The sequence below is a fragment of the Nocardia sp. bgisy118 genome, assembly GCF_057708605.1.
This window is the reverse complement of sequence record NZ_JBYISM010000027.1, coordinates 1-20,403: the sequence shown is the minus strand read 5'-3', so window position 1 is coordinate 20,403 and position 20,403 is coordinate 1. Positions and strand designations below refer to the sequence as shown.

Genomic DNA, 20,403 nt, shown 5'->3' with positions numbered 1-20,403 from the left:
ACTGTAGCCGCGGAACGCACTGATGAAACGTTTATGCGTCGTTTGTCTCGCGGCGTTCCTCGATCGGCAGCGGGCCGTGCTTGTCCAGATGCAGGTAGGTGTAGCCGGTCACGAGGGTGCACACCACCGTCGCGGTGATCAGCATCGCCCAGCCCGCGACCATCAAGCTCAGCAGACCGCCGAGCAGGGCGCCGAGCCCGAACGACAGATACAGCAGGAAGTAGCCGAGCCAGTCGGCGTAGTCGCCCCCGCTGACGTGACGTTCGATGCCCTGGCCCAATTTCACCAGTGTGCCGGTGACGTAGCTGAGCGGCACCGAGACCTCGCCGTCCTTGACGAACGAGGTGTTCAGCGCTCCGACGCCGAAGGCGACGAACAGGATCGGGACGAAATCGATCTTGGTCGTATCCGTTACGAGGTAGAGCGCCAGGTCGATGACGGTGGCCAAGGTCAGGCACGCGGTGGTGAGCAGAGTGGGTCCGTGCGGATGACCCGACCAGTAGCGCCTGCGACACCACGAGGCGACGACCACGCCGGACAGGAACGAGACGAGCAGCAGCGCGGCCGCGACGGCCACATCGGGTTCCTCGTGGAAGTAGCCGAGCACGGAGCGCTCGGTATTGCCCGTCATGAACGTGACGAAGTAACCGGCAGTGTGCATAAAGGCCGCCGCGCCGATCAGACCGGCCAGCGCCGCGAGCACCCACGAGATGCGGGCCTCGGCGTCGAAGAGTTCCTTTCTGCGGTCCTCGTCCGGCTGTTTCACAGGTCAGACTCCTCCCGAGGCGGATAGGACCCCTCAGTGATACCCGCGAGTCCTGAGAATCCGCTGACCGGAGCCTGGGTGTGTCCGAATGTTTGCTCGAGCTCACACCGGAGCGACGGCGGCCGCGTCGTACGCGGTCGAATCGGGAACTGAGGGAGGACCCGGCGCGGGCTACCAGTCCGGCCGAACAGTCGGTCTCCGGCCGTGGTCGGGCTAGCGTGCAGGAGTGGACTCTGTGCTCGACTATCTGCTGACCGAACCGCCGGGCGATCCGGTCGACTCCGTGACGGCCGCCTGGGCGCGGCATCGCGCGGTCGCCGCCCGTTTCGCCGAACCCGTCGACGCCGCCATCGCGGGCGGTTTCGCGGCCGACCGGCTCGGCTTCGCGTTCCTCTCCGGCTACCAGGAGGCGCTGCGCGCCTTGCTGCCCGAACTGCCCGCCGAGGACGCGGTCGCGGTGTCGGCGACCGAGGCGGGCGGCGCGCACCCCTCTGCCATCCGCACCGCGCTGACCGAGCGCGACGGCGCTGCGACGGTCAGCGGCACCAAGGCCTTCACCACGCTGGGCAGTCTGGCGCGCAGGCTGGTGGTCATCGCCAGCGCGGGCGCCGCGGCCGACGGTCGCAACATGCTGCGGGCCGCGCTCGTCGAGACCTCGGCGCCGGGCGTCGTGGTGACGGATCTGCCCCCCGCGCCGTTCGCGCCGGAGATCCCGCACGCGACCGTCACTTTCACCGACGCGCCCGCGATCGTGCTGCCCGGCGACGGCTACACCGATTTCCTCAAGCCGTTCCGCACCATCGAGGACGTGCACGTGCTCGCGGGCGCGCTCGGCTGGCTGGTGCGGGTGGCGCGGGAGTCGTCCTGGCCGCGCCCGGTGCTCGAGCGACTGCTCGCATTGGCGGCCGCGGTGCGTGGACTGGATCTCGACCGGCCCGCGTCGCCCGGTGTGCACATCGCGCTCGGCGGTGTCTTCGCCGAATTCGGCCGGGTGGTGGACGAGCTCGCGCCGCTCTGGGAAGCCGCCGATCCGGTCGCCCGGGAGCGCTGGGAACGGGATCGCCCGCTGTTCGGCACCGCGGGACGGGTGCGGGCGCAGCGGCTGGCAACCGCCTGGCGTGCGGTCGGCTTCGACACGGAAACCAGCGACTGAGCGGAAGATCGGGCCGCGAAAAAGGGTCCGGAAATAGGGAGCGGGCCTCGGCGAAGGGGGGGAGTTAGCCGAGGCCCGCGTAAGGTCGGCCCGGGGGGGAGGGGCCGACGTGACTGATCCTACGCGAAGATTTGTGATTGTGTGCGCATGGGGGTGGCCACTTTCCAAGATTTTCGGTTAGGCGACACGCGTTGTGGTTGCTCGTTCGCGGCGGCGGACCGCGGGCCGTGACGGTCGTGTGGTGTGGCTATGACCTGGCGTTTGTCAAAGATGTTGCGGTGCAGACCATTCCATTCGGCGCCGAGCGAGGCAATACGAAAAGCGTTTCCGACCGGAAACGTTCCGGGTGGTCGCTGTGTGGCGTGGATCCCTTTCCGGGCGCGCGAGCGGGCTTGATTCCGCCGGGTTTGTCGCGTGTCGCAGCGGTCTGGGCATGTCTCGCGGCGCACGGAACGTGTCGTACCCCGGTGCGAGTATGTGCCGGTGGTCACCGAGGTCGGTTCGAACGGCGGCACCGCGTGCGGCGCGGTGCCGCGTGAGTACCGCGTGCGCCGGAAACGGGTAGTCGGCTACCCGCGACCCGAGTGGCAGGCGGGCGGGACGATCGAACCGGTCGCATCCCGTTCCGGCACCCCCGAGCACCGCCTGGACCGGGATGCGACCTTTTGCTGTCCATCTCGGGACAAACGAGGTGCGCTCGACGGAAGTCGGGACGATACTGACCCCCGTATCGGTCGGTTGTCCGACCCCGTGAGAACGCCGCGGCGCCGAGATGAGGGGCGTCGGAGGCAATTCGACATCGAGAATTCGACATCAGGAGAGTCATGCCCGACGCAATAGTCGCCGAGGGTCTGGTCAAACGCTACGGCAGACTGGTCGCCCTCGACGGACTCGATCTGACGGTGCCCGAAGGCACCGTCACAGCGCTGCTCGGTCCCAACGGCGCAGGCAAGACCACCGCGGTCCGGGTGTTCACCACCCTGCTGGTCCCCGACGCGGGAAGGGCCACCGTCGCGGGCATCGATGTCCTGCGCAACCCGCAGGTCCTGCGGTCCAAGATCGGCGCGTCGGGCCAGTACGCCGCCGTCGACGAATACCTCACCGGTTTCGAGAACCTCGAGATGGTGGGCAGGCTCTATCACATGGGCGTGCAGCGCAGTAAGGAGCGCGCCCGCGAACTGCTGGAACGCTTCCGGCTCAGCGACGCGGCGGATCGACCGGTGCGTGGCTACTCCGGCGGCATGCGCCGCAGGCTCGACCTGGCCGGCGCGCTGGTGGCCAACCCGCCGGTCCTGTTCCTGGACGAACCGACCACCGGCCTGGACCCGAGGGCCAGGCTCGACCTCTGGGACGTCATCGAAGAGCTGGTCGAGGGCGGCACCACCCTGCTGCTCACCACCCAGTACATGGAAGAGGCCGACCGGCTCGCCGATGCGATCGCGGTGATCGACCACGGCAAGGTCATCGCGCGCGGCACCGCCGACGAACTGAAGACCATGGTCGGCGGCGATCGCATCGAGCTCACCGTCGACCGCGCCGACAAGCTCACCGTCGCGCGGCAGGCGTTGCAGGGCCTCGCCGACGGCGAGATCCACCTCGAACCGGGCCTGCGCAGGATCACCGTGCCGGTCAGCAACGGCTCCCAGGCGCTGGCCGACGCGATCGGCCTGCTCGCCGAGAGCGACGTGCAGGTCCACGACGTCGGTCTCCGCAGACCGTCGCTGGATGACGTGTTCCTGACCCTCACCGGGCACGAGGCCGAGGAGTCCGTCGGCGGCGATGCGCGCGACAAGGGCCCGGGGAGCGCCGCGGCGAACGGCTCCGGCGGAGCGAACGCCGCCGAACGACTCGAGAACGCCGCCGAACGACTCGAGAAGACGGAAGGAAAGGCCCGATGACCGCGGCGACGACGACACTCGAGGCCCCGTACCGGATGGGGCTCGGCGAACGCCTCTCCATCGTGGTCAGCGACAGCGTGACGATTGCCAAGCGCAACGTCATCAAGATCAAGCGCGTGCCCGACGTGCTCATCTTCTCGGCGCTCTCGCCGATCATGTTCGTGCTGCTCTTCGCATACGTCTTCGGCAGTGCGATCCAGGTGCCGGGTATGGAAGGCGGCTACCGCGAGTTCCTGATCGGGGGCATCTTCGCCCAGACCGTGGTGTTCGGCTCCTCGTTCACCGGCGCCGGGCTCGCCGAGGACATGCAGAAAGGCATCATCGACCGGTTCCGCTCGCTGCCGATGGCGCCTTCGGCGGTGCTGGTCGGCCGGACCGTCAGCGACGTCGTGATCAACGTGGTCAGCCTGGTGGTGATGTCGCTGACGGGTCTGCTCGTCGGCTGGCGAATCCGCGGCTCCTTCCTCGACGCGGTGCTCGCCTACGTCCTGCTGCTGCTGTTCGCCTACGCGGTGTCCTGGATCATGGCTTTCGTCGGTCTGCTGGTCCGCGCGCCCGAGGTGTTCAACAACGCCAGCTTCATGGTCATGTTCCCGCTGACCTTCCTGGCCAACACCTTCGTGCCGATGAACAACCTGCCGACCGTGCTGAAGATGTTCGCCGAATGGAACCCGGTCTCCGCGCTGACGCAGGCGACCCGCGAGTTGTTCGGCAACACCAGCCCGATGGTGCCGGTCTCGGACGCCTGGTCGATGCAGCATCCGGTGGCGACCACGCTGATCTGGGTGGTCCTGATCCTGGCGATGTTCGTGCCGATGGCACTGCGCCAGTACAAGCGCACCGTCAGCCGCTGATCGAAGCTCCGCTCAGCGGTCGTGCCCCGCGCCGGCTCCCGACACGGGGGTCGGCGCGGAACCGTTCCTGGAGTATCCGATGCGCGGCGGCGCGGGCGCGGGCTCCGGCGGCAGCGGTCGCTTGCTGCGCACCAGCCAGGCCACACCGCCTGCCAGCGCGGCGAGGACACCGGCAATCAGCCGGTTACGAGAACGTGCGGATACGTGCAAACGCCCCAAGCTCATTCGACCACTCTGGCACAGCTGAGTGAACCGCGCAGTAACTACCGACCGGTCTCGACGCGCTGCGGGTCCGGCGGGCGGTGCGCCGGATCGGGACCGCGCGATCGCTAGCATGGCGGGCGTGACCTCTCCGATTCAGACCGCCGGGGTGACGCTCTACACGACCCACGGCGATATCAAGCTCGCGCTCTTCGGTTATCACGCGCCGAAGACGGTGCGGAACTTCCTCGGGCTGATCGACGGCTCGGCGGCGTACACCACCGAGAACGCGAGCGGGGGCACCTCGGGCCCGTTCTACGACGGCACCGCGTTCCACCGGGTGATCGAGGGCTTCATGATCCAGGGCGGCGATCCCGGCGACACGGGACGAGGCGGGCCCGGCTACGACATCTCCGCCGAGTTCCATCCCGAGCTGCGCTTCGATCGCGGCTATCTGCTGGCCATGGCGAACGTCGGAGCCCGCACCAGCGGTTCGCAGTTCTTCGTCACCGTGAGCCCGCAGCCGCACCTGAACCGCAAGTACACGATCTTCGGCGAAGTGGTCGACCCGGATTCGCGCAAGGTCGTCGACGCCATCGCGGCGACCCCGACCGACCGCAACGACCGCCCCAAAGAGCCCGTCCGTATCTCCACCGTCACGATCGATTGAACCGATGAACGCTCAGCCGCCCGCACCGACCTGCGTCCGCCACCCGAACCGTCCGACCGGCCTGGCGTGCACCCGCTGCGGGCGGCCTGCCTGCCCGGAATGCCTGCGACCCGCCGCGGTCGGGCAGCACTGCGTCGATTGCGTGCGGGAGGCGGACAGTCAGGTGCGGCCGATCCGCACGGTCGCGGGAGCCCCGGTCGCCGCAACGACTACTCCCGTCGTGACCTACGGGCTGATCGCGTTGAACGTGCTGGTCTACGGAATCACCGCGGCCCAGGCGGGCAGCCTCGCCGACAACTACCGGTCCGAACTGTTTCTGCGGTGGGCGATGATTCCCAAGCTCGTGGCCGACGGCGACTGGTTCCGGGTGATCGGCTCCGGCTTCCTGCACTGGGGGCCGTTGCACCTGGCGCTCAATATGTTCGCGCTCTACATCGTCGGAATTCAGCTGGAGCCGTTCCTCGGGCGCGCCAGGATGCTGGCCATCTACCTGGTCGCGCTGATCGGCGGCTCGGCGGGCGGCATGCTGCTCGAACCGGTGAACACCGTCGGGGCGGGCGCCTCCGGCGCGGTGTACGGGATGTTCGGCGCGGTCGCGGTGCTGCTGATCCGGTTGCGCGTGAACGCCACGCAGATTCTGGTGATCATCGCGATCAACGTGCTGCTCAGCCTCTCGCTGCCCGGGGTCTCGCTGTGGGTGCATCTAGGCGGGCTCGTCGCGGGCACGCTCGCGACGATGGGCGTGCTGTTCCTGCCGCAGTGGGTGCACGCGAGGAGCCGGGAGACGGCTCGCACCATCGGCTGGGTCGCGATCGCGGGCGTCGGCGCTGTCTCGGTGGCGCTCATCGGCCTCGCCGCGGCGCTGGTGTCCTGAGCCGCTTGTCGGCTCGCTTCACGTGAAACATGCGCACCCGCACCCGCGGATCGCGGCTAGCGCAGGTACGCGATCCGGTGGGCGATGAGCGCCTCGAAGACGGTCTCCGGCGACGTGCCGAGATCCCAGCGGCCGAAGATCAACAGCCGCTCCTCGCCCTCGTGCCGCACGTCGATCTCGAGCATCGGTGACTTGCGGCCGAGGCGGCGGTAACTCACCACCCGCGCCTTGATGATCTGGTCGGGCCGGTACTCGGCCGGGCCGAGCAGCCCGCGCACCACCAGCCGAGGCTCGTCGCCGGTCTGGATCGACAGTCGCGGTCGCTGTCGAAAACCCAGGCCGGCCAGGGCGAGCAGGCCCGCCGCGGCCAAGCCGATGAGCAGGCGGCTCGCGGCATCCGCGGCGAAGATCGCCGCACCGGCCAGGATCACGCCGCCGACCGCCACCGCGACGAGCGCGGCGGTTGGCGTGGCCCATGCGAGACGGGGCTCCACAGAGGGGGATTCAGGGTTCACGCGGCACTCTCCCCAATCGGTCCTCGAGTTGTCCACAGGGTCATCCACAGGTGTGCATGAATGACACGTCTGTAATCCCGAAGCGGATCAGCGCCACCGCATGGTCATGATCAGGCCGACGACCATGAGCCCGAAGCCGATCAGGAAGTTCCAGGCGTTGAGGTCGTTCATCCAGCTGATCTGCTCGGCGGCCAGGTAGTACACCAGCAGCCAGACCAGCCCGGCCAGCATGAAGCCGAGCATGATCGCGACATACCAGACCGGCGACGGGCCCGCCTTCACCTTCACCGGGATCCGGCTGGCGGGGTTGATCGTGTAGTCGGCCTTCTTACGGACCTTCGACTTGGGCATGACGTCCTCGTATTCGGCGTGCAGGTCGGTACCGGGGGCTAATTCAGTTCTCTGTGCGTTCAGTCGACCGCACCGAGCTCGGTCGCCGCGGCCACCGTTCCGGCGACAGCGCGGACGGCCCGGGCGAGGCTCGGACGCCCTCCGGTGTTCCTCCTAGGCTATCCCAACTGGTAATGGATGCGACGGCCTGCCGTGTCGCCACGTAATCTCGAACCATGCGTGTTCTGGTCGTCGACAATTACGACAGCTTCGTCTTCAACCTGGTGCAGTACCTGGGCCAGCTGGGAGTCGACGCGGTCGTCTGGCGCAACGACGATCCGCAGCTCTCCGACGTGGACGCCGCGATCGCCGGTTACGACGGCGTCCTGATCAGCCCCGGCCCCGGCACCCCCGACCGAGCGGGCGCCAGCATCGACCTGGTGCACGCCTGCGCCCGCAGCAACACCCCGCTGCTCGGCGTCTGCCTCGGGCACCAGGCGATCGGCGAGGCGTTCGGCGCGACCGTCACCCGTGCGCCGGAACTGCTGCACGGCAAGACCAGTTCGGTGTTCCACATCGGCGCGGGCGTGCTCGCCGGCCTGCCCGACCCGTTCACGGCGACCAGGTACCACTCGCTCACCGTGCTCGAGGACACCCTGCCCGAGGACATCGAGGTGCTCGGCCGCACCGAATCCGGGATCGTGATGGCCATGCGGCACCGCACCCTGCCCATCCACGGCGTGCAGTTCCATCCCGAATCGGTGCTCACCCAGGGCGGGCACCGGATGCTGGCGAACTGGCTCGAGATCTGCGGCGAGCGGCCCGCCGAGGGTCTGGTCGAGCTGCTCGAGGCGGAGGTCGCGGCACTGGTGCTGCAGTGACCAGGCCGTACGTGCTGCTGTCGGTGGCGGTCAGCCTGGACGGCTACATCGACGACGCCGGTCCCGATCGGCTGCTGCTCTCGGACGCGGCGGATTTCGATCGCGTCGACCGGGTACGCGCCGAATCCGACGCGATCCTGGTCGGCGCCGAGACCCTGCGCCGTGACAATCCGCGGCTCCTGGTGAACAGCGCCGAGCGCCGCGCCGCGCGCAAGGCGCAGGGCAAGCCCGAGTTCCCGCTCAAGGTCACCGTCACCGCGCGCGGCGACCTGGACCGAGAGCTGAACTTCTGGCACCACGGCGGGAAGAAACTCGTCTACACCACCGATTCCGGCGCCGCCAGGCTGGCCGACCACCTCGCAGGCATCGCCGAGGTGGTCGCGCTCGGCGCGGAGATCGACTTCGCGGCGCTGCTGGACGATCTCGGCGAGCGCGGCATCGAACGCCTGATGGTCGAGGGCGGTACCGGAATGCACACGGCCTTCCTCGCGGCCGACCTGGCCGACGAACTGCAGCTGGCCGTCGCGCCGATCGTGGTGGGTGATTCGGCCGCGCCGCGTTTTCTCGCCGACGCTCGCTTCCCCGGCGGCTCGACCCTGCGCCGAACGCTCGCCGGTGTCGAGCAGGTCGGCGACATCGCGGTGCTGCGCTACCTCCTGCGCCCCGACGATGCCGACCACCGATTCCTGCGCAGAGCCATCGAGCTCGCGCGGCAGTGCCCGCCGAGCGACACCGCGTTCTCGGTCGGCGCGGTCATCGTGGCCGACGGCGTCGAGATCGCCGCGGGATATTCGCGCGAGACCGACGAGAAGGCGCACGCCGAGGAATCCGCGCTGAACAAGTTGTCCGCCGACGATCCGCGACTGGCGAGGGCGACGATCTACAGCACCCTGGAACCCTGTTCGCAGCGCGCGACGGCGACCAGATCGCCGTGTACCGAGCGCATCCTGCGGGCCGGGATCCCGCGCGTGGTGATCGCCTGGCGTGAGCCGACGACGTTCGTGGTGAACTGCGTGGGCGTGGAGAAACTGCGGCAGCACGGCGTCGAGGTGATAGAACTACCCGACCTCGCTGACGAGGCCATGTCGATGAACCGGCACTTGGACCTGTCGTAGCAGCGAGCCACCGCGCCGTCGGCGGAGGGATCCGCAGGACGGCCGTAAGGGTGAACGTGACGAGCCGAAACGTTTCGCGTCCGCCCGCCGCCCGGGAGTCTGCGGCTCCGGACGACGGGTCGCTACTCGATCACGGCCGGCCGTAGACCGCCGTCACGAACTCGCTGAGCTGGTTGTCGTCGAGATGCCTGGCCAGATCGGACTCGCTGATCATGCCGACCAGCTTCTTGTTCTCGACCACCGGCATGCGCTTGATGCGATGGCTCTCCATCTCCTCGAGCACTACCTCGACGTCGGCATCGGCCGAGACCCAGCGCGGGGTCGCCTCACACAGTTCGGCCGCGCGGGTGTCGGTCGGCGCGCGGCCCTGGGCCACGCACTTCACGACGATGTCGCGGTCGGTGATGATGCCGCACATCCGTTCTTTCTCGTCCGCGATGACGAGCGATCCGACGCCCAGCTCGGCCATGATGCGCGCCGCCTTGCCGACCGTCTCGTTCTTGGATATCCACTGAGCGCCGGGCTTCATGATGTCCCTGGCAGTGGTCATGGGGCTGCCTCCTGTTCCATGCTGATTGCTGGTTCGGATGGAGCAGCCCCATTCTCGCGCCGATCACACCGACCGGTCGCGACTTTCCGATAACGATCGCGCCGTGCGAATCCGGATCACGGCGGACCCGGAATCACGGCGGGCCCAGAATCACGGCGGGCTCGGAATCACGGCGGGCCCAGCACCCCGGTGGTGATGGTGATCGTGCTCGTCTTGGAGATCGACGAACCGGGTGACGGCTGCTGGTTGACGATCCGCCCGACGCTGCCCGCGTCGAAGGTGCCGGTGGTGTTCTGGCCGATCTGGCTCGTGCTGCCGGTCCAGCCGCTCTGGCGCAGCTTCTCCACCGCCTGCGACGGCGTGAGACCCACCAGGGACGGCATGCTGATCTGATCGCCGCTGGACACCTGGACGGTCACCGTCGAACCCTTGTCGGCGTTGGTGCCGCCCGCCGGGCTGGTCGCGATGACCTCGCCCTTCGGCTTCGAGGACTGCACCTCTTCGATGACGATCTTGAAACCGGCGCTGTCCACCAGGTTCGGCTGGGCGACGCTGATGTCCTGACCGACCAGACTGGGCACCCTGACCTTCTCCGGTCCCTTGCCGAGCCAGACCACGATCGCCTGGTCGACGTCGACCCGTGCGCCCGCGGAGGGCTCGGTGCCGATCACCTTGTCCAGGTCCTGTGCGCTCGACTCCTTGCGCACCACGCTCGGGTCCATGCGCAGGCCGACGGCGTTGAGCTCCTGCTCGGCCTGCTGCACGGTCAGACCGTCCAGCCGAGGCACCTGCACCTGTTTGGGTCCGCTGGAGACCTGCACGGTGACCGTGCTGCCCTCGTCGATGCGGGAACCGCCGAGCGGCTGGGTCGAGATGACGTTGCCGTTGGCGACCTTGCTGTCCGGCTTCTGCTGGATGGCCACCGTGAAGCCGAGCTTCTGCAACGAGTCCTGCGCCTGCGCCAGCGATTTGTTCGACAGATCGGGCACGGCCACCTGATCCGGCTTGCTTCCCGGACCGATCAGCACCCAGAACAGCGCGAACACCACGGCGAGCGCGGCCGCCGCGCCGAGCGCGAGATACGCGGTGCGGCGCTGGCCGCCCGGTTCGGCGGGTTCCTGCTCGGCGGTGTCGTCGTTGCGCTCGACGGTGCGGAAGCTGCGCGGCGGCGGCTCGTTGTTGCCGAGGATGGTGGTGCGGTCCTCGTCGGTCATCACCATCGGCGCGCTCGGCTTCTGGCCGCCGAGCACCCGGATCAGGTCGGCGCGCATCTCGGCGGCGGTCTGGTACCGGTTCGCCGGGTTCTTGCTCATCGCCTTGAGCACCACGGAATCCAGCTCGCGCGGCACGCCCGAGTACACGTGCGAGGGCAGCCGCGGGTCCTCGCGGACGTGCTGATAGGCCACCGCGATCGGCGAGTCACCGGTGAAAGGCGGCTCGCCGGTGAGGATCTCGAAGAGCACGCAGCCCACCGAGTACACGTCCGAGCGTGCGTCGACGGTCTCGCCGCGGGCCTGCTCCGGCGAAAGGTATTGCGCGGTGCCGATGACCGCCGCGGTCTGGGTCATCGGGTTGGAGCTGTCGGCCAGCGCGCGGGCGATGCCGAAGTCCATCACCTTCACCGCGCCCGCGCGGTTGATCATGATGTTGGCCGGCTTCATGTCGCGGTGCACGATCCCGGCCTTGTGGCTGAAATCCAGTGCGGCGCAGACGTCGGCGACGATCTCCATGGCGCGCCGTGGCGGCAGCGGACCCTTGCCGCGCACGATGTCGCGCAGCGTGTCGCCGTCGACGTACTCCATCACGATGTACGGCAGCGGACCGCCGTCCACCTCGGCCTCGCCGGTGTCGTAGACCGCGACGATGGCCGGGTGGTTCAGCGCGGCGGCGTTCTGCGCCTCTCGCTTGAAGCGCAGGTAGAACGTGGGGTCGCGGGCCAGGTCGGCGCGTAGCACCTTGATCGCCACATCGCGGCTCAAGCGCAGGTCGCGCGCCTTGTGTACCTCGGACATACCGCCGAAGCCGATGATCTCGCCCAGCTCGTAGCGGGAAGAGAGATTCTTCGGGGTCGTCATCGTGGTCCTTGTGAAGGAGTGGCGGGCGCGCTACGAGTGGGGCCGGGGCCCTGGGCACCGGGATTATCCGGAAATGGTAAGTCGAAAGTCGGGAACCAGGTGCGGGTGGTGCTCGGACTCGTCGTCTTGGTGGTCTTTGTCGTGCTCGGCGCTGTGGTGCTCGGCGGCGCCGTGGTCGTCGTGGGTTCCGGAGTCGTCGTCGGCGGCTCGGTGGTAGTCGGCGTCGGCTCCTCGGTCGTGGTCACCGGTGGCGGCGGCACGTACCTGGTGGTGGTCTGCTGCGCCGCCGTCGTGGTCGGGATCGGCGGCGGGGCGACCGACGAGCTGACCGGATCGCGCACCGGGTCCGGGTTGGTGTCGCCGCCGAACAGCAGCCAGATCGCCGCGCCGCCGAGCAGCACGGCACCGACGCCGAGACCGGCGAGCGCCTTCTGCGTCGTGTTCCACGGCTTCTTGCCCGGCGGCCGACCGTTCGACGCGCCCGTGTTCATCATGGTCGCGGGCGCGCTGCCCGCGGCGCCACCGAGGGCAGCGGCCGCGGGAGCGCTGTAGCGCACGGTCGCGCCGTCGGCCTGGCCTGCGGGCAGGATGACGGTCGGGCCGGGCGGCAGCACCCTGGTGGCGCCGGTCGCGAACGACGCGGCCGCGGAGCCCGCGTTCCGGGGTGGCGGCGGACGATGACCCGCGCGGACCGCGGCCACCGCGTCGGCGAACTCGCCGCCGCTGGCGTAGCGCAGGTTCGGGTCCTTGCCCATCGTGATCTCGATGAGTTCGCGGACGTTGGGCGGCAGATCCTCCGGCATCGGCGGCGGATTCTCGCGGACGTGCTTCATCGCCACGGTGATCGCGCCGTCGCCGCTGAACGGCCGCTGCCCCGCCAGCGCCTCGTAGCCGACCACGCCGAGCGAGTACACGTCGCTCGCCGCGGTCGCGTCCTCGCCGACGGCCTGCTCCGGCGCGATGTACTGGGCGGTGCCCATCACCATGCCGGTCTTGGTCACCGGGCTGGCGTCGACCGCCTTGGCGATGCCGAAGTCGGTGATCTTCACCTGACCGGTCGGCGTCACCAGGATGTTGCCCGGCTTCACGTCCCGGTGCACCACGCCCGCGGCATGGGCGACCTCGAGCGCGCGGCCGGTCTGCTCGAGCATGTCGAGGCCCTGCTGCACCGAGAGCCTGCCCATCCGATTGAGCACGGTGTTGAGCGGCTCGCCCTGCACCAGCTCCATGACCAGGTAGGCGGTCTCGCCAGCGCTCGGGTCGTAGGTCTCGCCGTAGTCGTAGATGCCGGCGATTCCGGGGTGGTTGAGCTGTGCGGTGGTCTTGGCCTCCGTGCGGAACCGGTGCCGGAAGGTCGGGTCGGCGGAGAACTCCGCCTTCAGCACCTTCACCGCGACCCTACGATCCAGCCGGGTGTCGAGCGCCTCCCACACCTGACCCATGCCGCCGGTGGCGATCAGGCGGTGCAGGCGGTAGCGATCGGCGATCATCGCGCCGTTGTTCAGCATCGGGGCCCCCGAACTTCAACTCGCTCGTTCATATCGTTCAGCCCCCCTGCAGACCGGCGTCCAGCACGGCCCTGGCAATGGGTGCGGCCACCGAGCCGCCGGTGGCCGCCAGCGCCCGATCGCCGCCGTTCTCCACGATCACCGCGATGGCGATCTTGGGGTTCTGCGCGGGTGCGAACGCGATGTACCAGGCGTGCGGAGGCGTGTTGCGCGGGTTGCTGCCGTGCTCGGCCGTTCCGGTCTTGGACGCGATCGTGTATCGGGACTGGCGTGATCCGACGGTGTTCTCCTCGGAGGCGACCATCATGGTGGTCAGCTGAGACGCTACCTGGGCGCTCACCGCCTGGCCGACCGAGACCGGCTTCGTCTTGGACAACACGCTCAGATCGGGCCCCTGCCGTTGATCCACCAGGTACGGCTCCATCCGCACTCCGCCGTTGGCGATGGTCGCGGCGATCACCGCGTTGTCCAGCGGAGTGAGCGCCACATCGCGCTGGCCGATGCTGCTCTGGCCGAGCGCGGCGTTGTCGCCGATGGTGCCGACGGTGCTCTCCGCCACCGGAATCGGGATGCCGCGATGCGGGCCGATGCCGAACGCGGCGGCCTCGTCCTTCAGGTTGGCGGCGCCCACCTTGACGCCGAGCTCGACGAACGCGGTGTTGCACGACCGGAAGAACGCCTCGTTCAGCGAGGCCGTCGGGCCGGAGCCGCAGGTCGCGCCGTTGTAGTTCTCCAGCGTGGTGCTGGTGCCGGGCAGCGTGATGTTGGGCGCGGCGGTGAACTGATCGTCGGGGGTCGCGACGCCGTTGGCCAGCGCGGCCGCGGTGACCACCACCTTGAAGGTGGAGCCGGGCGGGTAGGTCTGCGAGACGGCCCGGTTGAGCATCGGCTGGCTCGGATCCTTGCTCAGCGTGTCCCACGCCTCGGTGGTGCGCGCCCCGTCGTGCCCGGCCAGCAGGTTCGGGTCGTAGCTCGGAGTGGACACCATGGTGAGGATCTTGCCGGTGCTCGGTTCGATGGCCACCACCGAGCCCGTGTAACCCTTCGCGCTGAGCTGTTCGTAGGCGACCTGCTGCATCACCGGATTCAGGGTGGTGAGCACGTTGCCGCCGCGTGGATCGCGACCGGACACCAGGTCGACGAGCCTGCGGCCGAACAGCTGGCTGTCCGAACCGTTGAGCACCTGGTCCTCGGAGCGCTCCAGCCCGGCGCTGCCGTACTGAATCGAGTAGTAGCCGGTCGCGGGCGCGTAAGCCTTCGGGTCGGTGGGGTAGGTGCGCAGGTATTTGTAGCGGTCGTCGGTGGCGACCGAGCTGGCGAGCACGGTGCCGCCCGCCGAGATCTGGCCGCGCTGGCGCGAGTACTCGTCGAGCAGCACACGCGAGTTGCGCGGATCGCTGCGGTAATCGTCGGCCTTGATGACCTGTACGTAGGTGGCGTTCGCGAGCAGCGCGACGATCATCACCATCACCGCGACCGCGACCCGCCGTAGGGGAGTGTTCATTCCTGCGGCCTCGCTTCCGAGCGGCGCAGCAGCTCGGTCTGTGCGTCGGCGATCGGCGCCGGGTCCTTCTTGCGCACCGGCGCCGGGGCGCGGGCCGCGTCGGACACCTTGATCAGCAGCGCGAGCAACGCGTAGTTGGCCAAGAGCGAAGAGCCGCCGTACGACATGAACGGCGTGGTGAGGCCGGTCAGCGGGATCAGCTTGGTGACGCCGCCGACGACGACGAACAGCTGGACGGCGAGAGTGAACGAGAGCCCGGCGGCGAGCAGCTTGCCGAAGCTGTCGCGCACGGCGATCGCGGTGCGCAGGCCACGCATCACCAGCATGAGGAACAGGATCAGCACCGCGGTGAGCCCGATCAGGCCGAGCTCCTCACCGATGGTGGTGACGATGAAGTCGGTGTTGGCGAAGGGCACCTGATTCGGCCGTCCGCTGCCCAGGCCGGTGCCCGCGAGTCCGCCGGTGGCGAGGCCGAACAGCGACTGCGAGATCTGGTAGCCGGTGTTGTGGTAATCCGCGAAGGGGTCGAGCCAGGTGTTGGTGCGCACGCGCACGTGGCTGAACGACTGGTACGCGAAGACGAATCCGATGGCGAGCAGGCTGCCGCCGATGATCAGCCAGCCCACCCGCTCGGTCGCGATGTAGAGCATCACCAGCACCGTGCTGAAGATCAGCAGCGAGGTGCCGAGGTCCTTCTCGAAGACCAGCACCGCGATGCACACCACCCAGACCACCAGGATCGGGCCGAGGTCGCGGGCGCGCGGGAACTCCATGCCGAGCATGTGCCGTCCCGCGGTGGTGAACAGATCGCGTTTGGCGACGAGCACCGAGGCGAAGAAGATGATCAGCAGGATCTTGGCGAATTCGCCGGGCTGCACGCTGAAACCCGGCAGCCTGATCCAGATCTTGGAACCGTTGGTCTCCGAGTAGGCACCGGGCAGCAGCGCCGGGATCATCAGCGCGACGAGCCCGATCAGGCCGAGGGTGTAGCTGTAGCGAGCCAGCGTGCGGTAGTCGCGCAGCACGATCAGCAGCGTGACGAACACCACCATGCCGAGCGCGGTCCAGAGAATCTGCTGGTTGGCATCGGGCGACGGCACCGGCTCCGAGTTGAATTCCGCGTTCTGCGCGGCGCCCAGATCCAGGCGGTGGATCAGCACCAGACCCAGACCGTTGAGTAGCGCGACGATCGGCAGCAGCAGCGGATCGGCGAACGGCGCGAACCGGCGGACGGCCAGGTGCGCGATGCCGAACAGGGCGAGGAAGGCCAGGCCGTACTTGGCGATGTCCCAGGTGACCGACTGTTCCTGGCTGGCCTCGACCAGGAACAGGGAGACGGTCGTGATCAGTGCGGCGAATCCGAGCAGCAGCAGTTCGACGTGGCGTCTGGTGGACGGTGGCGGCGCTGGAGCGAACCCGCCCGGGGGACTGGGGAAGGCCCCCGCGGACGGTGGTGCCGGTGCGGACATCAGTCCGTCACCCGGCAGTTCTCCCCCGAGATCTGGGGGTTCTGCGCCGGGGTCGACGTCGGCGCCTGCTCCACCCGGGTGGGTGTACTGACGTCGGTTCCCCTGGTGTCACCCTGGTCGGTGGTCGGTGCCGGGTTCGGCGTCGTGGTCGGTGCGACCGGTCCCTGAGCCTGCTCGCCCGGCGGCACGACACCGGGCTGCGGTACACCGGGCTGCTGCGGCGGCGCGGTGGTCTGGCGAGCCGGGCACGGCGGCAGCAGTTCCTGCTGGGCGAGCAGCCGTATCTGGTCCTCGGCCTTGCCGAGGGACCCGGGCGGCAGGCCCGCGTTGACCTTGTCGCGCCCGGTTTGCTCGAGATCGCTGACCCGCAGCTGGCGGCAGCCGGACGGCAGATCCGATCCGGCCTTCATGATGGTCAGCGCGCCGCTTCGGTCGACGCAGCCGACGGTGTCGACGTCGTGGATCGAATACCCGAGCACCGAACCCGGCAGCCCGCGCATGATCACGACTTGGCCGTTGTCCGCGCCGACGTAGTAGTTGTTGCGGATCATCTTGTAGCCGACCAGCAGGCCGACGGCGACGGCGACCACCAGCGCGACCGCGAGCAGGATCCAGCGCAGCCGATGCGACTTGCTCGGCGGCGGCGGTTCCGGCGCCGCGGCCCGGCGCGGCGGCGCGGCGCGCGGCGGACGCATCGCCGCGGCGCGTCCGGCCGCGGTGTTCGGCGGCGGGGTGTCCTCGTCCTGACCGGAGGCCGCGCCCGCCACGATCGGATGGCTCTGGCCGTAGTCCAGATCGATGACGTCGGCCACCACCACGGTGACGTTGTCGGGACCGCCGCTGCGCAGCGCGAGTTCGATCAGGCGGTCGGCGCACTCGTCGGTGCTGCCCTCGCGCATGGTGTTGGCGATGGTCTCGTCGCTCACCACGTCCGAAAGACCATCCGAGCACAGCAGATAGCGGTCGCCCGCGCGCGCCTCGCGCATGATCAGCGTCGGCTCGATCTCGTTGCCGGTGAGTGCGCGCATGATCAGCGAACGCTGCGGGTGGGTGTGCGCCTGTTCGGGCGTGATCCGGCCCTCGTCCACCAGCGACTGCACGAAGGTGTCGTCGCGGGTGATCTGGGCCAGCTCGCCGCCGCGCAACAGGTAGGCGCGCGAATCGCCGATGTGCACGAGCCCGAGCTTCTTGCCCGCGAACAGGATCGCGGTGAGCGTGGTGCCCATGCCGTCGAGCTCGGGCTCCTCCTCGACCTGATCGGCGATGGCGGCGTTGCCGGAGCGCGTCGCCGTGTCGAGCTTGCCGAGCAGGTCGTCGCCTGGCTCGTCGTCGTCGAGATGCGCCAGCGCGGCGATCATCAACTGCGACGCGACCTCACCCGCCGCGTGCCCGCCCATGCCGTCGGCGAGTGCGAGCAGGCGGGCGCCCGCGTAGACGGAATCTTCGTTGTTGCCTCGGACCAGACCGCGGTCGCTGCGCGCTGCGTAGCGGAGAACGAGTGTCACGATCGGAGCTCGATCACTGTTTTGCCGACACGGACAGGAGTGCCGAGCGGAACACGGACGGCGGTGGTGACTTTCGCGCGGTCGAGATAGGTGCCGTTGGTCGAGCCGAGGTCTTCGACGTACCAGTCGTCACCACGCGGGGACAATCGCGCGTGTCGGGTAGAGGCGTAATCATCGGTGAGCACCAGCGTCGAATCGTCCGCACGCCCGATCAGCACCGGTTGGGTGCCGAGTGAGATGCGGGTGCCGGCGAGTGAACCTTGAGTCACCACAAGATATTTGGCGCCCTTCTGGCCTCGGCTGAAGGAAGGCAGCACCGCGGAACCGCGTGCGGCCCTGGGCTGGATCCGGATGCCGGAGGCCGCGTAGATGTCGCTGCGCAAGGTCCGCAGTACCGCCCAGACGAACAGCCACAACAGCAGCAGGAACCCCGCACGGGTCAATTGCAGGATCAGTCCCTGCACGGCGTTCCACCTCCTGTTCGACCGTAGGTACGTCGGTGCCGTAGGTGCGGTTCGACCCACCCCACAGCCTGCTCGGCTTGCCGGCCCCGGGTTCGGGGCCGCGCGCGTTGGCAGCATCATAGGGCCGTCAGTCGATTTCGATCACGATACGACCGACGATTCCGTGGGGGCCATGTCGTGACCTGCACCGCGAGCTTACGGGATCAGACGATACGGATCAGGATCTCGGAATGCCCGGCGCGGATCACATCACCGTCGGCCAGCTGCCAATCCTGGACCGGGGAGCCGTTGACGAGCGTGCCGTTGGTCGACCCGAGGTCGGACAGCATCGCGGTCTGGCCGTCCCAGCGGACCTCGATGTGGCGGCGCGAGACACCGGTGTCCGGCAGCCGGAAGTGCGCGTCCTGACCGCGGCCGATGATGTTGCTGCCCTCGCGCAGCTGGTACGTGCGGCCGCTGCCGTCGTCCAGTTGCAGCGTGGCCGAGTATCCGGAGCCCGTGGCGGCGCCGCCGCTGTACGACGACGGTGCGGCGTAACCCGGCTGCTGGCCGCTGTAGCCGGACTGTTGCGAGTAGGCCTGGCCGTAGCCGCCCTGCTCCTCGGAACCGTAGCCCTGATCGGCGTAGCCGGGTTCGGCGTAGCCCTGCTGGCCGTAACCCTGCTGACCGGCGTAGCCCTGCTGGCCGTAGCCCTGATCGGCATAGCCTTGATCGGCGTAGCCCTGGTCACCGTAGCCCTGCTGCTGGCCGTAGCCCTGCTGACCGTAGCCCTGGTCGCCGTAGCCGCCGCCCTGCTGGCCGTACCCCGGCTCCTGGTAGCCCTGCGCGCCGTAGCCCTGATCGCCGAAGCCTTGCTGGCCGTAGCCGCCGCGGTCGCCGCGGTCGCCGTAGCCGGCGCCCTGCTGGCCGTACCCCTGGTCGGCGTAGCCCTGCTGCTGGCCGCCGCCGTACCCCTGGCCGCCCTGCTGGTAGTCGTAACCGTTCTGGTAGTCGCCGTACGCCTGCTGCGCGTCCGGTGCCTGGTACTCGGAGGCTCCGTACGGCGCGGAGCCGCGCCCGTACTCGTCGCGGTACGCACCGTTCTGGGGACCACCTGCCCGCCCGCCGGGCGGAGGTGCGTACCCGCGATTGCGTGGATCGGACTCCGCGGGCTCACGGCTCGGGTCGTAGCCAGAGTTCTGCGTCATGGGGCCAGCTCCTGGTTGCGGGTGTGCAGGTCGTTGTGGCGTGGGTTCCGGGCTTGGTGCGGGTGCAGCTCGACGGCCGACGTCCGGATCGACGCGGCCGCTCGCCCTGAACTGTCCGGTGTGCAGCGTAGGTGATGCCTCGAACGCTACGTGTACTTCGCCATAGGTCTGCCACCCTTGATCGCGGATGTAGTCCCGGAGATGCTTGGCGAACGCGCGGGTCGTGAGGTCGTGATCGGCGTCCAGTTGCTGGTGGTCGGACGAGTTGATGGTGATCACGTAGCTGTTCGGCGCCAGCAGATGACCACCGCCCAAGTCCTGGACGTGGTCGGCGGCCTCTTGCTGCAGCGCCGCCTCCACCTCCTGGGGCACGACGTTGCCCCCGAAGACCCGGGCGAACACGTCACCGACGGCGCCCTGCAGGCGACGCTCGAACCGCGAAACGATGCCCATCTCGGCCTCCCTTCGGTGAGCGTCTTCCTATCTCGTTCCCAGCTTCATAACAACGACACACGCGCATGGCGTGTCGCGCAACGACCACGTTCATTGCATGATATCCACGATCCTCCACACCTGTAACTCTTGGAAACCCCGGCGGGTTCCCGTGATGCTCATTGGGCATCACAAGCCACACTGACCAGCCGATTTCGTTTCTCGACCGGCCCCGTGCTAATGTTCCGGAGTCGCTCGGGCGAGTGGCGGAATGGCAGACGCGCTGGCTTCAGGTGCCAGTGTCCTTCGGGACGTGGGGGTTCAAGTCCCCCTTCGCCCACGCTTCACTCGATAGAAGGCTCGTGCTCGTTGAGAGCGCGAGCCTTTTCTCGTTTCGCGGTGTTTTGTGGGGGCGCGCGCCCCCACCCCCCACCCTGGGGGTTTTCCCCCCC

General features: G+C 68.7%; 19 protein-coding genes and 1 tRNA gene. 8 read left to right on the top strand and 12 right to left on the bottom strand.

The window, feature by feature from the left end:
• Positions 1-31: 31 nt before the first annotated feature.
• Complete coding sequence (locus tag AC3EO7_RS28055) at positions 32-766, bottom strand: DUF1275 family protein (RefSeq protein ID WP_435592865.1); 735 nt, start codon at positions 764-766, stop codon at positions 32-34.
• Between the two features lie 226 nt (positions 767-992).
• Between AC3EO7_RS28055 and AC3EO7_RS28050 the strand changes: the two genes are divergently transcribed.
• From AC3EO7_RS28050 to AC3EO7_RS28040, 3 genes are all read left to right on the top strand, one after another.
• Entirely contained in the window at positions 993-1,919 is a 927-nt protein-coding gene (locus tag AC3EO7_RS28050; protein WP_431972438.1) for an acyl-CoA dehydrogenase family protein, read from the top strand.
• A gap of 824 nt (positions 1,920-2,743) precedes the next feature.
• On the top strand, positions 2,744-3,817 hold the full coding sequence (locus tag AC3EO7_RS28045; protein ID WP_431972439.1) for an ATP-binding cassette domain-containing protein: 1,074 nt from the start codon (positions 2,744-2,746) through the stop codon (positions 3,815-3,817).
• A gap of 35 nt (positions 3,818-3,852) precedes the next feature.
• Complete coding sequence (locus AC3EO7_RS28040; protein WP_431972455.1) at positions 3,853-4,671, top strand: ABC transporter permease; 819 nt, start codon at positions 3,853-3,855, stop codon at positions 4,669-4,671.
• 12 nt (positions 4,672-4,683) lie between these two features.
• On the opposite strand, the gene AC3EO7_RS28035 is transcribed toward AC3EO7_RS28040, so the two are convergent.
• Positions 4,684-4,896, bottom strand: a complete 213-nt coding sequence (locus tag AC3EO7_RS28035; RefSeq protein ID WP_431972440.1) for a hypothetical protein — start codon at positions 4,894-4,896, stop codon at positions 4,684-4,686.
• 118 nt (positions 4,897-5,014) lie between these two features.
• On the opposite strand from AC3EO7_RS28035, the gene AC3EO7_RS28030 reads away from it, so the two are divergent.
• Positions 5,015-5,542 (top strand): peptidylprolyl isomerase, encoded by a 528-nt coding sequence (locus AC3EO7_RS28030; RefSeq protein ID WP_431972441.1) that lies wholly within the window; start codon positions 5,015-5,017, stop codon positions 5,540-5,542.
• A gap of 4 nt (positions 5,543-5,546) precedes the next feature.
• The gene (locus AC3EO7_RS28025; RefSeq protein WP_435592864.1) at positions 5,547-6,416 is read left to right on the top strand and encodes a rhomboid family intramembrane serine protease; all 870 of its coding nucleotides are present in this window, start codon (positions 5,547-5,549) and stop codon (positions 6,414-6,416) included.
• 56 nt (positions 6,417-6,472) lie between these two features.
• On the opposite strand, the gene AC3EO7_RS28020 is transcribed toward AC3EO7_RS28025, so the two are convergent.
• Together AC3EO7_RS28020 and crgA are read right to left on the bottom strand one after the other, a co-directional pair.
• Entirely contained in the window at positions 6,473-6,931 is a 459-nt protein-coding gene (locus tag AC3EO7_RS28020) for a PH domain-containing protein (RefSeq protein WP_431972443.1), read from the bottom strand.
• A gap of 87 nt (positions 6,932-7,018) precedes the next feature.
• Entirely contained in the window at positions 7,019-7,282 is a 264-nt protein-coding gene (gene crgA, locus AC3EO7_RS28015) for a cell division protein CrgA (protein WP_431972444.1), read from the bottom strand.
• Positions 7,283-7,497: 215 nt separating this feature from the next.
• Here crgA and AC3EO7_RS28010 point away from each other — a divergent pair, with 215 nt between their 5' ends.
• Both AC3EO7_RS28010 and AC3EO7_RS28005 read left to right on the top strand, forming a co-directional pair.
• A complete protein-coding gene (locus AC3EO7_RS28010; protein WP_435592863.1) occupies positions 7,498-8,142 on the top strand; it encodes an aminodeoxychorismate/anthranilate synthase component II in 645 nt (214 codons plus the stop codon).
• A complete protein-coding gene (locus AC3EO7_RS28005) occupies positions 8,139-9,257 on the top strand; it encodes a dihydrofolate reductase family protein (protein WP_431972446.1) in 1,119 nt (372 codons plus the stop codon). The genes AC3EO7_RS28010 and AC3EO7_RS28005 overlap by 4 nt, the downstream gene beginning before the upstream one ends.
• 130 nt (positions 9,258-9,387) lie before the next feature.
• On the opposite strand, the gene AC3EO7_RS28000 is transcribed toward AC3EO7_RS28005, so the two are convergent.
• From AC3EO7_RS28000 to AC3EO7_RS27965, 8 genes are all read right to left on the bottom strand, one after another.
• Positions 9,388-9,807 (bottom strand): CBS domain-containing protein, encoded by a 420-nt coding sequence (locus AC3EO7_RS28000; protein WP_431972447.1) that lies wholly within the window; start codon positions 9,805-9,807, stop codon positions 9,388-9,390.
• Between the two features lie 167 nt (positions 9,808-9,974).
• On the bottom strand, positions 9,975-11,882 hold the full coding sequence (gene pknB, locus AC3EO7_RS27995; protein ID WP_431972448.1) for a Stk1 family PASTA domain-containing Ser/Thr kinase: 1,908 nt from the start codon (positions 11,880-11,882) through the stop codon (positions 9,975-9,977).
• Positions 11,879-13,390, bottom strand: a complete 1,512-nt coding sequence (locus AC3EO7_RS27990) for a protein kinase domain-containing protein (RefSeq protein WP_431972449.1) — start codon at positions 13,388-13,390, stop codon at positions 11,879-11,881. The genes pknB and AC3EO7_RS27990 overlap by 4 nt, the downstream gene beginning before the upstream one ends.
• Positions 13,391-13,427: 37 nt before the next feature.
• Positions 13,428-14,894, bottom strand: coding sequence for a peptidoglycan D,D-transpeptidase FtsI family protein (locus tag AC3EO7_RS27985; RefSeq protein ID WP_431972450.1), 1,467 nt, complete (start codon positions 14,892-14,894; stop codon positions 13,428-13,430).
• On the bottom strand, positions 14,891-16,363 hold the full coding sequence (locus tag AC3EO7_RS27980; protein ID WP_431972451.1) for an FtsW/RodA/SpoVE family cell cycle protein: 1,473 nt from the start codon (positions 16,361-16,363) through the stop codon (positions 14,891-14,893). The genes AC3EO7_RS27985 and AC3EO7_RS27980 overlap by 4 nt, the downstream gene beginning before the upstream one ends.
• Positions 16,363-17,868 carry a PP2C family protein-serine/threonine phosphatase gene (locus tag AC3EO7_RS27975; protein WP_431972452.1) on the bottom strand — a complete coding sequence of 502 codons (1,506 nt, stop codon included), beginning with the start codon at positions 17,866-17,868 and terminating at the stop codon, positions 16,363-16,365. The genes AC3EO7_RS27980 and AC3EO7_RS27975 overlap by 1 nt, the downstream gene beginning before the upstream one ends.
• Positions 17,865-18,332 carry an FHA domain-containing protein FhaB/FipA gene (locus tag AC3EO7_RS27970; RefSeq protein WP_067786390.1) on the bottom strand — a complete coding sequence of 156 codons (468 nt, stop codon included), beginning with the start codon at positions 18,330-18,332 and terminating at the stop codon, positions 17,865-17,867. The genes AC3EO7_RS27975 and AC3EO7_RS27970 overlap by 4 nt, the downstream gene beginning before the upstream one ends.
• A 203-nt stretch (positions 18,333-18,535) precedes the next feature.
• The gene (locus AC3EO7_RS27965) at positions 18,536-19,972 is read right to left on the bottom strand and encodes an FHA domain-containing protein (RefSeq protein ID WP_435592862.1); all 1,437 of its coding nucleotides are present in this window, start codon (positions 19,970-19,972) and stop codon (positions 18,536-18,538) included.
• 236 nt (positions 19,973-20,208) lie between these two features.
• On the opposite strand from AC3EO7_RS27965, the gene AC3EO7_RS27960 reads away from it, so the two are divergent.
• Positions 20,209-20,291, top strand: a tRNA-Leu gene (locus AC3EO7_RS27960).
• The last annotated feature ends 112 nt before the right edge of the window (positions 20,292-20,403 follow it).